We start from the raw sequence: 14,592 nt of genomic DNA, 5'->3' as shown, positions 1-14,592 counted from the left end.
CTCAGTCGACCGACACAACGGGCAGGCCAACCACCGGCCTGCCCGTCCGGATCTTGATCAGTGAGAATATTCTGCGCCGTACCCAAACCAGATCCTCGCCGATGATCCGATCCGGCAACAGCGACATCGTCACCGCAAGTACGATGATTAGCGCCATTGCCCCCGCACCATGCGACAGAAGCCAGCCGAACCGTGAGAAGGACCAGATCACCACGATGTCGGCGAATGCGCCAACGCCAGCGATCCCAACGGCGCGCACGTGCACGAAGGCGATGCTTGCCCAGCTGAGATGAACAAGACGCCGAGCCTGGAGAACACTCACCACGTAGAATATCCAGATTGCAGCAGTGAAGCCGCTCGCGACTCCGACCAGGCCGTGCGGAGATCCGACCAGCAAGCCCACACTCACAAGGACAAGATAGAGCAGTTGACGAAAGGCAACGCTGCTGAAACGGCCCTTACTGAGCGCTAGCGACTCCGAGATTTTGTAGCTGGCGCGGCCCGAGAATGCCAGGAACAACACACTGGTCACGGGGATCGCGGCCAGCCATTGAGAACCGAACAGGATACGAATGATCGGCTCGGCATGGATGGCAAGCCCAACGCCAATCGTGACGTAAATAGGCAGCAGCACGGACAGCATGCGCCGAAAGAGCAACGTTACACGCTCGCCATCGTCCTGAACTCCCGACAAACCCGAGAACATGACCCGCTCAACCGTCGTGGAGAACAGTTGCGTTGCCATGGAGAATAGACTACCGGCACGTGAGTAAAGCCCCAGTCCATCCGCGCCGAACAGTCGCCCGACGATGACATTCGGACTCGAAAGTGCACCCCAGTTCAAAAGCCCACTGGAGACGGAGGCGCGCCAGTCGCTGATAAAATTCCGATCTGTGATCCGCCATACGAATTTTCGAGGCGGACCGGCTGCACGACCAACCAGGACCAGCTCGGTCAACGCGGCGAGAATGCTCGGGATCACCAAAGCCCAAATCCCGAATCCCAGAGCGGCAAGCAAGATGGCTGCGATGGAGTAGGCGAATATATTCGATAACAGCGCGGCAACCGTGACCTCCCGATAGCGATGATCGCGCATCAGCAACCCGATGGCGGGCGCCGCCATCGCTTTGATTGGAATGATGACGACCGCAGCTAACAGCGGCCATTCGAGTCCTTCTATCCTGAAAAATCCGGCCACCCACGGCGACGCAGCGGCTGCCAAAGCTCCGAGCACGAGGCCAAATATTGCAGACAGACTGAAAACTGCATTTCTGAGATCAGCATCGACCTTTGTCCTTTGAATGATGGGAGAGACAAAGCCGCCCTCGGTCAGAGCATTGCCGAGAAATAGAACGACCGTGATCGCAGCCATCATGCCGAATTCACGCGGTGACATCAGTCGTGCCAGTACCACTGACGACGCAAGCCCGGAGAGTGCCAACCCGAGGCGCCCGATCATCAGCCAGCCAACACCGGTACCGAGCCTTCGTGTGAGGCTGCCGCCGGAGGATTCCCCACGCGCGTCCATCAGCGAAACGTCCCTCCAGTATCAACTGTGTTACGGTTCACGACGCCACCTCACTAGCCTAGATAGATATCCGCTGGATGCAGCTGCGGCCGGACATTCCCCGAAAATTTAACGCCGAAGAAGAATGAGCCATTTGCACCGTCGATCCGCCGCTGCTCGGGGATGAATCGATCCAGCATGACGAAGGCCAGTCCTGGAGCTGCCAACAAATTTCCTAGCGTCTTTGATCGCGTGACCGCCCTCCAGAATTGACGAACGGCCCAGTAGAGCGAAAGACCGGGCCCACCGAGAGTACCACGATCGATTGCCTCGAACTCGCGGAAGAGCAGCCGATGACCGCTTTCGCTGAAACGCCAGAAATCATAGGCACCCTCGTGAACATGCTGCAGGAACGGTGTTTCCGCATAGACGAACCCGCCCGGCTTCAGTACGCGAACGATCTCGGAGACCACTCGGACAGGATCGACGACATGCTCCAGCACGGCCTGAATGCAAACAAGATCGACACAGCCCGACATCAATGGGATCGAGTGCGCGTCGGCGATGAAGAGCGTATTCTCGCTCGGATAGATGTCGAACGAGACGACGCGTAATTCGGCATCACTATAAAGCGCGTCCGCCCCCTCTCCCCTGGTTCCGCCGCCAATCACCAGCACAACCGGCTTGGCGACACGCGCCTTGATCTCCGCCGCTACCCGCTTGTAGTTCCGTGCGCTTGTCGCCGTAGACACATAGAGACTTTTCGCGAACCGTCTGAAAAAAGAGTGTCGCTTCCTATCCAGAAGCGGGCGAAATCCCTCGCTGAAGTCCTCCGGTCGCGCCACGCTGGTATTGAAATCAATTAGTATCGGCTGCCCATGAATGCGGCGGACGGCGTCTTCCGTTTGGACCGGTTCGCCACCGCTGGTGCCAATAGCTTCCTTCAAGAATAACGGCGTCTCCAGACATTCAGGACGCCTGAGCAAATGGGCGATCTCGGTGAGGTTAGCCAGCACGGTCACATCCTCTTTTCTGAGGGTTGAAAGATCACTAGGCTTGATTGACCTGAGATGTCTCGCGAGTGGTCCTTAGTCCGACAGAAGCGCCTGGCTCGGACAGGGCACGATAGAGTTCAACGTAGCGCATCGCGACTGACTCAAGATCGAACGTTCTCTCCGCGTGCTGGGACAGCCGCCGCGACCACTCCAACCAAACCGCTGGATCGAGTGTATAGGCCCTGCGAACGGCGACCGCGATATCGACTTCGCTACCGCTCACCGAAAACAGCGGATAATTCTCGAACGGAATAACGTCGCGCGCACCGCTCATATCCGTAATGATTGGCACCACACCAGCCGCGAGCGCCTCCAGCAGCGCGTTAGAGAGGCCTTCAGAGCTTGAGAGCAGCAGCAGAAAATGCGAGCGGTGAAGAAGTACGCTAACGTCCGTAATGGCACCGAGCAGCCGTACATCTAGCGGATTTCGCGCACTTTTCAATCTGGCTTCGATCGCTCCCCGTAAAGGTCCCTCACCGGCCAGTATCACCGATGTCCCCTTCGGCGCCGGTACGGACTGGAGGCCCGCAATCATCGACAACACATTCTTCTCGGGAGACAGCCGCCCCACGAAGCTGAATACCGCCGCGTCTTTGACACTTGCGGCCCGCGCTTCCTGTGTCTCCTCAATGCGCGCTGCGAAACGAGTGAGATCGACACCGTTCGGGATCGACGCGATTGCAAATGGAGATACGCCATGCGCCTTCAGATCGTCTTCGATCTGCTTGCTGATCGCAATGAACCGACTCGCATGCCTAACCACAAAATCGACACCGGCCTTCCCGAACAGATACTTCCTCCGTCCGATCACCACGAGATCGTTCTCTTCTCCGCCAACGCCCAACTTCAGGACCGATGGCAGCTTCAGGAACTTGCTTGCGACCGCGGCAACATAGGCATTAATCCGGAGCTGGTGCGCGTGAACGACTTTGATGTGCTGACGATGCCAGGATAGCCAGAACAGCGCCTGAACCGCCCAAAGCAATGACGACAACAAATGGCGACCGGCGAGCTGCGGCGGCGACGGACACCAAAATCGGATCACTCGGATACCGATAGCATCGTCATCGAGAGCGACACCGGGTACGCGGCTCGACAAGACGATGACATTCTCTCCGCGACCTTCCAGCGCCCGGGACAGGCTCAAACACTGCTTCTCCGCGCCGCCCATGATCTCCACGAACTGACACGTGAGCATCACAACAAGGGACTGGCGATCGTCCTGCTTATGCCGCAACCACATAATCGAGTACTCCGACTCAAAGCAGTCGCTTAAAAACAAGCATACGTTATGCCAACTAATATCGACGCGAGAGCAAGCAAACCGCTGCACAAAAGACTGCGCAATACTTCATATCCTGCCGCCGCGATGATTAATGACGGAACTCAGGACGATGCCTGAAGAGCAATCGCAACGTCCACATCTTCGGCGGCGACTGCCGCGAAATCTCGCAAAGCATCCATAGCTTCTTCGTCACAGGTCATGTCATGACGACGAACCTACACTTTTGAAAGCAAACACCGCTAAACTTTTAGTCTTGACGTTAAGCGCCTTCGCAACCCTGAATAGGGCCACGATATTTTCTTCTGAACTAACAATTTCTGACTATCAAGAATTACGCTCAACGACCTCGACTGCAGAACGATACAAAGCGACGCCCCATGCGGGGCTTCCACTTTCTATCTTTTTCAATGCAACGCGTCGGTAGCAACTATGGCATCGGTATCAGAGTTCCACGGGCCACAGATCCTCTTCAAGTCGATCCATCGACTTCCACTATCGTATGAAGCATGGGGCTACGCGCTGGCAATAAGCGACGCCTGCGCCATTATCCTGACCGGCTGTATCTCCGTACTGACATATGCATATTTCTATTCTCACGCCCAGATTCCAGTTTTCAGTGAATTAAGCGCTCCGCTCGGCGCGAGCTTCATACTTGGCGCCCTGTACCTCGCCTCGGCACAAGCACGAGGGATATATCGTCCATCATCGTTGCTGCGAAACGGAACTACACTAACCAAGATACTGACAAACTGGGGCGGCGTCTTTCTTTTTGGCTCCCTGGCAGCTTTTCTGCTGAAAATCGGCGATCAATTCTCACGAGGCGCTCTTATTCTTTACTTCGTGACCGGCGCCGTAGCGCTCGGAGTCGTACGATATTCCGCCGGACGTCTTCTAACGAATGCGCTTCGCCACGGCAGCCTCAAGCGCAAGCGGATCGCCCTGATTCAGGATTCCGACCCGCACGTGCCGCTGTCGACAACCAATGGCATCATTCACTCTCTGTCACAGCATGGTTATGAGATTGTTCGAACTTATCCGGCCAATGATCTCGCGGACAGCTTGGGCCGGGACAGCGCGCTAGCCCGCGACGACCTCCTCAATCTCAACCGCGACGGAAAACTCAACGAGGTTGTCATTTGCGCCGGCGCCATGAATTCGAAGCAGCTTACAAACCTGATGCACCAATTGCGTCGCATTCCCGTTTCCGTGAAATTGATCCCGCATAGTGATCTACATTCCCTTCTGCAACGACCGCTGGTCGATATCGGGGCCGGTGTTGCTGTCGAGCTGCAGCGCCGACCGTGCTCAGCGTTCGAACAGACCATAAAGCGCCTGATTGACGTTACTTTGGCCGGTGCCGGCCTACTCGCCCTGTGTCCAATGATGTTGATCATCGCGGCACTGATCCGCCTGGATAGCCCGGGACCCGTATTCTTCGCACAAAGGCGCACTGGCTTTAATGGCCGCGTGTTCCGGATTCTCAAATTCCGCTCAATGACTACCGCAGATGACGGTAACGTTATCCGGCAAGCATCGCGCGGCGACGCTCGCATCACCAGGATCGGTGGCTGGCTCAGATCGACCAGCATCGACGAGCTGCCTCAGCTAATCAACGTTCTCCGTGGCGAGATGTCGATCGTCGGACCTCGTCCGCATGCCGTTGCGCATGACACGACCTACAGCAATTTGCTCGATAACTATGCGCTTCGCTACCGGATGCCGCCGGGCATTACGGGATGGGCGCAAGTCACCGGCTATCGCGGCGAGACGGCAACTACGGAACTTATGGCGAAGCGCGTCGAGCAAGATCTCTGGTACATCGAGAATTGGAGCTTAGCCCTCGATATCAAGATTATCTTTCGGACTATCTACTCGGTTATGAAAATCCGCGATGTCTACTGATCTGCGGGAACGTCATTTCGCGTTCCCTGACTCGTTTGCAATTTTACGTTTTCTCTTCCGGAGAAATCGACATGTACAATACGAATCCGCATCATATTCTTCACATCATCACTCGGCTCGTTGCGGGAGGAGCTGATGAAAATACAGTCCTCAGCTGCAACCATTTTGCTCAACTGGGGCATCCCGTCACAATCATCTATGGTCACGACTTCGATCCGAAGATGATTGCCCGGTTGCATCCGGCGGTGAAAGCCATTCAGGTCAAGTCCCTCACCAGAAGCATCAGCCCGATGCGAGATCTGCGTGCCATGCGCACGATTAGGCGCCTGCTGTGGTGGCTTCGCCCGGACGTCGTACATACGCATACCAGCAAGGCTGGCGTCATCGGACGCATGGCGGCAATGAATATCCCAAGCCTCGCCGTCGTTCACGGAATCCATATCCTCGCTTTCATCAATGTGGGCTGGTTGCAGCGTCAGGTCTATGTTGCTCTCGAACGAATCACCGCATCGTTTACGCACGCCTTTGTCGATGTTAGTCCCGGCATGATGGAGCTGGCTCTCGCGCACGGCGTCGGAACTCCCGATCTGCACTATATCGTACCAAGCGGCATGGACATCGACTCGTTCCGGCGCCGACAGCTAGAACCGGCGCGCATCGATATCGCGACGGGTCGTCCACGCCGCCGTGTTGTCTATCTCGCAAACTACGAACGACGGAAGGCCCATCGAGAACTGATCGACGGCATCGGCGAGCGACGAAGGCAGTTTGGTGACACGACATTCGTGCTGGCTGGTACGGGCGCGCTCGAAGCCTCCCTGAAGGAGCACGTGTCCAATCTCGGGCTGCAGGAGATTGTTGATGTATGCGGATATGCCTCAGACGCACCCGCGCTGCTCGAGACGGCGGATCTATGCATCTATTGCTCTGGCAGAGAAGGTCTACCGCGCGCCGTCGTTCAATATTGTGCCAGCGGGAAGCCTGCGGTCACATTTGACCTTCCGGGTATCGAGGTGATCGTGAAGTCCGAGCATAACGGCGTCGTCTGCAAGCAGGGAGATTTCGCTTCAATGTTGACGGCCGTTCGCGACCTACTCGATGATCCCTTCCTTCTTGCCAGCATGAGTTTAAACGCAAAAACTATCGACCTGGAAAGATGGTCGACTGCTAGCATGGGACTTTCCCTGGAAACGATCTACCAAACTGCCATTATGCGAGCGCGGGCCATTGTACAATAACTCCTCCAGAGGCCGATTTGAGATTACGCCGCGGAGCATCATCACGGCGGGTATCGTTTGCTCGCTTGGTGCACTTTTTATGGGACTGGAGTTACGAACCCCGGTCGGCACGCTCAAGCCCATCGACATCGTTACCCTGGGTCTTATTGCACTGTATCTGGGCACGACGCATCCACGTCATATCAGAACCAGTGCAGGCATGCTTCTTCTCATCATGTTTTATCTGGTTTCGACGGTGCCGGCGCTCTGGACTGGTGACTTGGTTTACATCAGCAAGCGCTTTCTGCAGATTGCGATTCTTATCTCGCTCGGACTTCTCATCTGCAATATCGACCCGACCGGCCTGCGGCGTTGGCATTACCGGCTACTTCTCGGGCTTCTGGCCGCGACAGTTGCATTCAATGTCATTTGGCATGTCTCGCATGGACATATCATTGTCTGGAAGCAGCTGGGTGATCCCAAATCGGCCTTTCTGTTTCTCCCGATGTGCATCGGAGTCGGCCTTGTGATTGGCGCACTCCCGACCAATCGCCTCTGGCTCTCCGTCTGGAGTCTACTATTCGTTTTGATCGTGATGTCGGCTGAACGAAAGGCGTTGTTGCCATTTTTGGCAATCACACTGGCGGTGTTTCTTAATGTCCGGAATCTGGGTGCTCTTTTTCTCGCTGCCGCTGCCGGTGCGCTGGCGATCGCCTTTGCCGACGTCCTGACGGATGGACAGATATCGCAGCGTGTCGGCAGCATCTTCGTCGAGCAGGACCGGAATGAAATCTGGTACGCGATCGAGGGGGGCTTGCCCTCGTCTATCAGCGATACCGCACGCAAGCTCGGAACCGAGGTCGCATGGGCGATGTTCTCTCAGAACCCGTTCTTGGGGGCTGGCACCGACGCGACAGGTAACTTTGCGCGCACTTACTTTGCGAACTACCCGCCTTATCTGCGGGCAGCCGTGCATAACGAATTTCTGCGTATGTTGGCCGAGAACGGGCTTCTCGGCACCGGAATTGTAATTGCTGCGCTTGGTCGTTCGATGATCCTGAGCATTCGTGATGCGATCTGGATGCGATGGCGCTTCGGTGACTATGCCTACATCCGGGTGCTATTCATTCTGTTCATCCCGGTTCTGACTTACATGTGGTATGAAGGGTCAGGAACGGAGATGTTCGTGATCATCGTCTTGATCACTCTCATGCCGGACGTATTGCCGCAGATTATCACGCGCGTCAGGACTCTAGCCGAGCAAATCGCTGCCAGCATTCAGAAGCGCACGCACCACGCGATCCATCTCAAGAAAAATCAGTATGTCACGGAAACAGGAGCTGCTTGATCTGATAACGACGCGCTTGGCCAAGGTTCCAGGCCGAAAGGCCAATCGGAGCGCAATAGTGAGTAACCGTAATGAGTGTTTCCGTTATCATTACCTGCTTTAACGAGGGGCGCTTTCTGCACGCCGCCGTTGATAGTGTGCTCGGTCAGTGTCGATCCGACCTGATCGATTACATCGTGATCTGTGACGACGGGTCAGACGCGGAGACTCAGGCGATCCTGCAGGAACTTCCCAAACGCGATTCCCGTATATCCGTTTTGCCGGTCGCCGAAGGCAAGATTCCAGGTACACGTGGTGTGTCGCTCAATCGCAATCGCGGCGTCTCCACCACCGATAGCGATTATATTGCATTCCTGGACGCGGATGATCTCTGGCGAGCGGGTAAACTCGAGCAGCAGCTTGCCATCTTCGAGGCCAGACCGGAGACTGCGCTCGTCTATACTGCATTCTCATTGTTTTGGACCGACAATCGTAAGCCACCCGAAGTAGCGTCGCTCGTCGATCTGACCCTTGAGCCAGATCAGACTCTTGCGTACTTTATGGAAGATCCCCCCATCGTCCCGTCTACGGTACTGATGCGACGGTCATTGTGGGAGCAACTTGGCGGCTTCGACGCGACACTGGAAGTTTTCGAGGACACCGAATTTTTCTTTCGCGCGACAAGGCTCGGCCGTGTCGCAGCATTGAGCACCCCTCTGATTGACAAGCGGCTACACGAATCTGCGGTTACCTCCAAACGCAGCCTACTGATGAAGCATCACGCTTACGTCGCCTTCCATATAGCCACTCAGGAGCCGCGCCTTCTTCGTTGCGTGGCAAAGCGACTATCTGAACGCGCACGAAAACTCGGAAATCTTGAGGCGCTCGACGACCGCAGCGAGAGTGCTGCCAATCTTCTGGCGTCTGCGATATCTCTAAACCCGTTCAACCTGCGGGCATGGCTGACCCTCACACTACACTATCTGGGTGGTGCATCAGCCATGAGAGCCGCGAAGTTGACGCTCTCACGTGCGAGTCGATCATGACGGAGCAACGTCGCGTCATTTACTTCATCAACGGACTCATGCGAGGCGGCGCCGAGATCGGACTGCGTAGCTTGCTGGAAAACGGGCTTTTCGAAGGTTACGATTTTCGTGTGATTATTCTTCACCGAGGCTCGGCCGAACTGAGGCGCGAAATCGGAAACTTAGCAGGCGAAGACCGAATTATTGAAGCGAGCGATTCCCCAAATCTATCGATCCGCGGCTGCCTGGTGGGCGCGTATCTGCTGTTCCGGACCATCATTACCTTCCGTCCGGAATCAGTCATTCTGTCGCTCAAACAGGCCAACATCATCGGCAGGTTCGTGCTATATGCCTTTCCGAGGGTCAAGTGCATCGCTTTCGAACACATTGCCGAACTTGAGCGCGGACCGGCCGTTGCGTTATATAGCAAACTTCTGCGATTGACTTCCGGTCGAGTCGATAGCGTTTGGGCGGATTGCACGACGACATTACATGCGACGCGCATCTACTTTAAGCCGCGACGACGCGAGGAGGAAGTCGTCCCGCTGTTCCTCGCGAGCGATGAAGCCCCGTTGAAGACGTGTTATGAACTCTCTGGCCCAGCTCGGATCGCAACCGCCGGTCGCTTGGTGAGCCGTAAACGCATCGATCTGCTGCTCATGGCGGTTCGTATTCTCTTCGACCGAGGCCGCCCGGTCATTCTGACCATCTACGGCGAAGGGCCTATGAAATCAACATTTGAGCAACTAGCGAGCGACCTCGGTATTGGACAACAGGTCGAGTTCGCAGGATTTAGGCATAAGTGGTACGCCGATGCGATGGAGCAGGACCTCTTCATCCATATGAGTGATGAGGAAGGGTTCTGCATCGTTGTCGCGGAAGCCATGATGGTCGGCTTACCCGTCATCGCAAATGCTGTCGGCGGAATACGCGATTACTCTTGTGATGGAAACACTGCTGTTCATCTATCATCGATGGATCCGCAACATGTGGCGGACACCATTGGCCAACATCTCGATTGCGAGAGTTATCGGCATTACTTGGGCCATTGCGCCGCCGATTCGATCAAGTCAACATACCGGCGTGAGCGCGTGATGGAACTCTACAGGAGCGTTGAATTCTGACTTATGTATTCTTCCAGATCCGTCTTGGATGGGTCTGCAACGATCGGCCCATAAGACCGCAATGCGGACTAGGGACAATCGTATGACCCATTTTATTTGCCAGTATTGCTAAATTTAAGCTGCTCTTTTTAGGTTAAGAGGCACATCTTCCGATGACGACGGCTCAAGTATTTGTCCTTGAGATTGACGGCAGGCCTACGGTCGTATTCGACGCGCCTGATGCGGATTTCGCTTGCACGATGTGCGTGGATGATCTGCTTAGGACAGATCTCGAGTCGATGACGACCAATGGTGCGCCTATTTGCTACGCCCATTCCCGTCTCGCGTGCCGCCTTGCCTCTCCATGTGAGATTTCTGCCTTTGAGTATGCAAATCTACGTGCGCCCGTGTCTGACGACCCAACCATGGTATTCCTTATCAAGGTCGATGGGATCGTCGTGATATCCGTCACCCCTTCCGCTTAAACCCGATGAATATCGATCCAAATTCACCACCAGAATTCCGATCGTCTTGGAGATCTTTGAGGAGTAAGGGGGCAAACGTGGCGGTTCCGTCGAACAATATTTGGTCGGTTGAGGAGGATCAGAGACTGAGGGAACTTGCTATAGCAGGCCGATCTAGTTTTGAGATCGCGCAGTTCCTCGACCGTACGCCGGCTGCCGTCAAACGACGGGCAAGCTCTCTGGGTGTTCGGTTTGGCCGGGTCGGACGTGCACGACCGCGCATCTCGCGATTTGGATAGAACAACCCCTTCTAGAACAGGCTCGCCTCTTACGCGTAACCGTTAATGTGTTGGGGGTTCATTGGCCCTCGGAGAGATTTCGAAGCAGACGACGGCTTTGAGCCGACTGACGAGCGGCACATGGTCAGGCTGCCATTGATCGAGACAACAAACGAAGGGTTTCGGTACACAGCTCTCAAACCCAACGGATGAGCTTGCTTAGCCGAGCACTGAGCTCTTGGCCCAACGCTTATCCAGGCGGTTTGCGCCTGGTCGTCTCAGAGATAAATGTAATTCGTGCGCTTTGATCGTCGTTGCAGCCCGAGTTCGCCCAATTTCTTTCGCTATCTCTTCTGGTGGTAGCCTTCCAGCTAAACTGCGAAGCGTTGCAATTTCATTGTCCGTCCAAGGCCGGTGTAACATTACCATCTGTACCTCCTAACACTGAACACCTTGCGTAAGTGCTGCAACTTCCATTCCACGCTTTGGGATAGAACCGTAACTTGGTAGTTCTCTATCTTTTACTCGCGAACAAATTGCCGTGAGTTAACTCCAGATCCCAAGCGGAGCTTCCTCACTACAGCCTACCGAAATCGTCTATCAGTTTTGCGAACCAATCAACAAATCGCAGAACTAACTAGCTTGCTAGCCAGCGATGATGTTCTGTCAGATAAATATGGACGTGAATTCCACAGAAGCAGTCGCCCAAGACGCCTTCGACGCTCGATCGCCACTGAAGTCCTGCGCTGCGGAGCAGATTGCCTGCTCCGCAGCCGTCGCGAATAGACCACCGTCCTCACCGACCCATACCGTAGTAGAGCGCGAGGCCATTTGCGATTTTTGTACTTAAGTGACAGCCTCGCTTGATCCGAACGTCCGCCCTGCGCCAGACGCGGTCATGTGGAGATCCAAAGACAGCGGAATTTCGCGGAGTCTTGCATAAAAGGTGACACCAATTGAGAATGGATGGCTCGCCCAGAGCTTCGGCTCGGCCAGCGGCGAGAACGTACCGTACGTCTACCGATATGGCGGCATTTCTATCCAATCGTCGAAAGCAACATCCGTGCCTTCTGTCAACAAAGCAAAGAAATCAACCAGCAAACGCCCGGCACGGACCAATGGCAGCATAACAGACGCAACCTATTTGAAGCTGCACAACCTGATCGAGTCGCGACAGCTGCAGCCCGGCGAGGTGATCGAAGAGCGCCGGCTTGCACTGCGGCTGAAAGTCTCGCGGACGCCGCTGCGGGCTGGCATCAGCCGGTTGCTGGGCGAAGGCAGGCTCGAGCAATTGTCCAACGGCACTGTGGTGGTCCGCACAATCGATATGGCGGAATTGCTCGAATTGATCCATCTCCGCATGGTGCTGGAGAGCGAAGCGACGTTCATTGCGGCGACCCGCATCGCGCTGGATATCCTTGCACCGATCAGGGCTGCGCTGGAGAAGATCATTGCTGCGTCGACCGTGTCCGGGACAGCTCACTGGACCCTCGACGATGAAATTCATGACCAGATCGCGCGGCATTGCAGCAATCGCTCGCTTGAGAAGCTGATTGGAGAGATCCGGCAGAAGATCCGGATGTGCAATGTGGAGCGCCAGCCTGGCCGGCTGCTGCCTGCCACCCGCGAGCATCTGGCGATTATCGATGCCATCATCGATCGTGATGCCGCCGCAGCCCGTCAGGCGATGATCCTGCATCTCACTAATGTGCGGCAGGGATTGCTCGAACGGTTCGGGATCTTCCTGCCCGAGCCTCACGGCTAGGTCGAGATCAGGCAGAATCCCTGCGGGTGCATGTCCGAAAATTCTGCAGCTGCCCGCAATTTTGTCGGACTCCGTCCAAATTTGACGCAGCTTCCCGGGCTTCGCAGCTTGACTGAAATCAGCACGGGCGGTTCATTGGTATACCAGTGGAATATCGGACCGCTTCGCAGCAGACCGACCAACCAGATGTCCCGCCTGAATGACGCCGAACCACATTGCTTCCCACACCGTCGCGGCCGAATCGCTGTCCCCAGCCGCCTTTGCCGCCTTCGGCGATGTAGCCGAGCGACCGATCGACGTGCGCCGGCGCTATCTTCCGACATCGGACGATCGCACCGAGGACGCCGCCACCTTTTCCTTCTGGATCAGCAGCGCCGCCAGGCTCGGCAGTCTGCCCCTGCCAATCACGACGCTGGAGCGTCATCCGTTCTCCGCCCAGACCTTCATCCCGCTCGGCAGCAGCCAATACCTGGCGATCGTGTGCGATGCCGGCCCGGATGGCCTGCCTGATGTGGCCACCCTGCGGTGCTTCATCGCCGGACCGCATCAAAGCATCACCTTCGCCCGCAATGTCTGGCATCATCCCATGACCGTTCTCGGCGCGGCTATGGAATTTGCCGTCGCCATGGGCATGACCGGCCGGCAGGACGACGACGTGTTCGTCGATATCGCTGGCGACGTTCGCGCCGTGATGCCGCAGAGCGCATAGGATCGCAACGATGCCGCATGATGATCACCTCACCCGCGACTTCGTTGGCTACGGCCGCACCCCGCCGCATCCGCAATGGCCGGGCGCAGCGAGAATCGCACTCAACTTCTGCATCAACTACGAAGAAGGCTCCGAGCCGTCGTACGCCGATGGCGACGGCGTCACCGAAGCAGCCCTGACCGAAGGTGGCGGTGGCGGCTTCGAGGGCCGCGACCTCGCTGCCGAGTCGATGTTCGAATATGGCAGCCGCATAGGCTTCTGGCGCGTGCTGCGCCTTCTGTCCGAGCGCGGCATGATCGCCACGGTCATGGGCTGCGCGCTGGCGCTGGAACGCAACGACGAGGCCTGCGCCGCCATTCGCGAATATGGCTACGACGTCTGCGCCCATGGCTGGCGCTGGGAGCGGCATCCGTTGCTGTCCGAGGCCGACGAGCGCGAGCGCATTCGCAAGACCGTCGAGAGCCTCAAGCGCACCACCGGCGAGCGTCCGCTCGGCTGGTACTGCCGCTATGGGCCGAGCGTGAACACGCGGCGCCTCGTGGTCGAGGAAGGCGGTTTCCTCTACGACTCCGACGCCTATAACGACGAATTGCCGTATTGGACACGTGTGCTCGGCAAGCCGCATCTCGTGGTGCCTTACGGTCTTGCCAACAACGACGCCAAGTTCAGCCGCGGCGCGATGGCAACGGCGGATGATTTCTTCGTCTATCTGCGCGACGCCTTCGACATGCTCTACGCGGAAGGCGCCACCGCGCCGAAGATGATGTCGGTCGGACTGCACACTCGCCTGATCGGCCATCCCGGCCGCGCCGCCGGCCTGCAGCGCTTCCTCGATCACGTCGCCAGACACGACAAAACCTGGATCTGCCGGCGCAGCGACATCGCCCGCCACTGGCAGGCCACCCATCCCCCCACGCCCTGATCTCCACCACATCCGCACCCGAAAGGACGTCCC

General features: G+C 56.6%; 11 protein-coding genes. 8 read left to right on the top strand and 3 right to left on the bottom strand.

All coding sequences use genetic code 11. The features are described from left to right. Position 1: 1 nt before the first annotated feature. The 3 genes from CHC01_RS21740 to CHC01_RS21730 are packed head-to-tail and all read right to left on the bottom strand — an operon-like array spanning position 2 to position 3,805. Positions 2-1,528, bottom strand: coding sequence for an oligosaccharide flippase family protein (locus CHC01_RS21740; protein ID WP_089266353.1), 1,527 nt, complete (start codon positions 1,526-1,528; stop codon positions 2-4). Between the two features lie 53 nt (positions 1,529-1,581). Continuing rightward, the gene (locus CHC01_RS21735) at positions 1,582-2,529 is read right to left on the bottom strand and encodes a class I SAM-dependent methyltransferase (protein WP_176454673.1); all 948 of its coding nucleotides are present in this window, start codon (positions 2,527-2,529) and stop codon (positions 1,582-1,584) included. Positions 2,530-2,557: 28 nt separating this feature from the next. Then, positions 2,558-3,805 carry a glycosyltransferase family 4 protein gene (locus CHC01_RS21730; protein ID WP_141137147.1) on the bottom strand — a complete coding sequence of 416 codons (1,248 nt, stop codon included), beginning with the start codon at positions 3,803-3,805 and terminating at the stop codon, positions 2,558-2,560. 471 nt (positions 3,806-4,276) lie between these two features. On the opposite strand from CHC01_RS21730, the gene CHC01_RS21725 reads away from it, so the two are divergent. The 8 genes from CHC01_RS21725 to CHC01_RS21685 all read left to right on the top strand — a co-directional run bounded on the left by CHC01_RS21725 (position 4,277) and on the right by CHC01_RS21685 (position 14,559). Further along, entirely contained in the window at positions 4,277-5,749 is a 1,473-nt protein-coding gene (locus CHC01_RS21725; protein ID WP_089266350.1) for an undecaprenyl-phosphate glucose phosphotransferase, read from the top strand. 71 nt (positions 5,750-5,820) lie between these two features. Beyond that, a complete protein-coding gene (locus CHC01_RS21720; RefSeq protein ID WP_089266349.1) occupies positions 5,821-6,987 on the top strand; it encodes a glycosyltransferase in 1,167 nt (388 codons plus the stop codon). Then, on the top strand, positions 6,977-8,314 hold the full coding sequence (locus CHC01_RS21715) for an O-antigen ligase family protein (RefSeq protein WP_210421700.1): 1,338 nt from the start codon (positions 6,977-6,979) through the stop codon (positions 8,312-8,314). The genes CHC01_RS21720 and CHC01_RS21715 overlap by 11 nt, the downstream gene beginning before the upstream one ends. A 71-nt stretch (positions 8,315-8,385) precedes the next feature. Beyond that, positions 8,386-9,339: a glycosyltransferase family 2 protein gene (locus CHC01_RS21710; protein WP_089266347.1), complete on the top strand. Its 954-nt coding sequence runs from the start codon at positions 8,386-8,388 to the stop codon at positions 9,337-9,339. Beyond that, entirely contained in the window at positions 9,336-10,442 is a 1,107-nt protein-coding gene (locus CHC01_RS21705; protein WP_176454672.1) for a glycosyltransferase, read from the top strand. The genes CHC01_RS21710 and CHC01_RS21705 overlap by 4 nt, the downstream gene beginning before the upstream one ends. A 1,865-nt stretch (positions 10,443-12,307) precedes the next feature. Continuing rightward, complete coding sequence (locus CHC01_RS21695; protein ID WP_176454671.1) at positions 12,308-12,928, top strand: GntR family transcriptional regulator; 621 nt, start codon at positions 12,308-12,310, stop codon at positions 12,926-12,928. A gap of 199 nt (positions 12,929-13,127) precedes the next feature. Continuing rightward, positions 13,128-13,637, top strand: coding sequence for an ureidoglycolate lyase (locus tag CHC01_RS21690; protein ID WP_089266343.1), 510 nt, complete (start codon positions 13,128-13,130; stop codon positions 13,635-13,637). A 10-nt stretch (positions 13,638-13,647) separates the two neighbouring features. After that, positions 13,648-14,559 carry an allantoinase PuuE gene (locus CHC01_RS21685; RefSeq protein WP_089266342.1) on the top strand — a complete coding sequence of 304 codons (912 nt, stop codon included), beginning with the start codon at positions 13,648-13,650 and terminating at the stop codon, positions 14,557-14,559. The last annotated feature ends 33 nt before the right edge of the window (positions 14,560-14,592 follow it).

This window comes from Tardiphaga sp. OK246 (assembly GCF_900188215.1).
Taxonomy (GTDB): domain Bacteria; phylum Pseudomonadota; class Alphaproteobacteria; order Rhizobiales; family Xanthobacteraceae; genus Tardiphaga; species Tardiphaga robiniae.
Note: the sequence above shows the minus strand (reverse complement) of the source record. Positions and strands in the feature narration are given on the sequence as shown.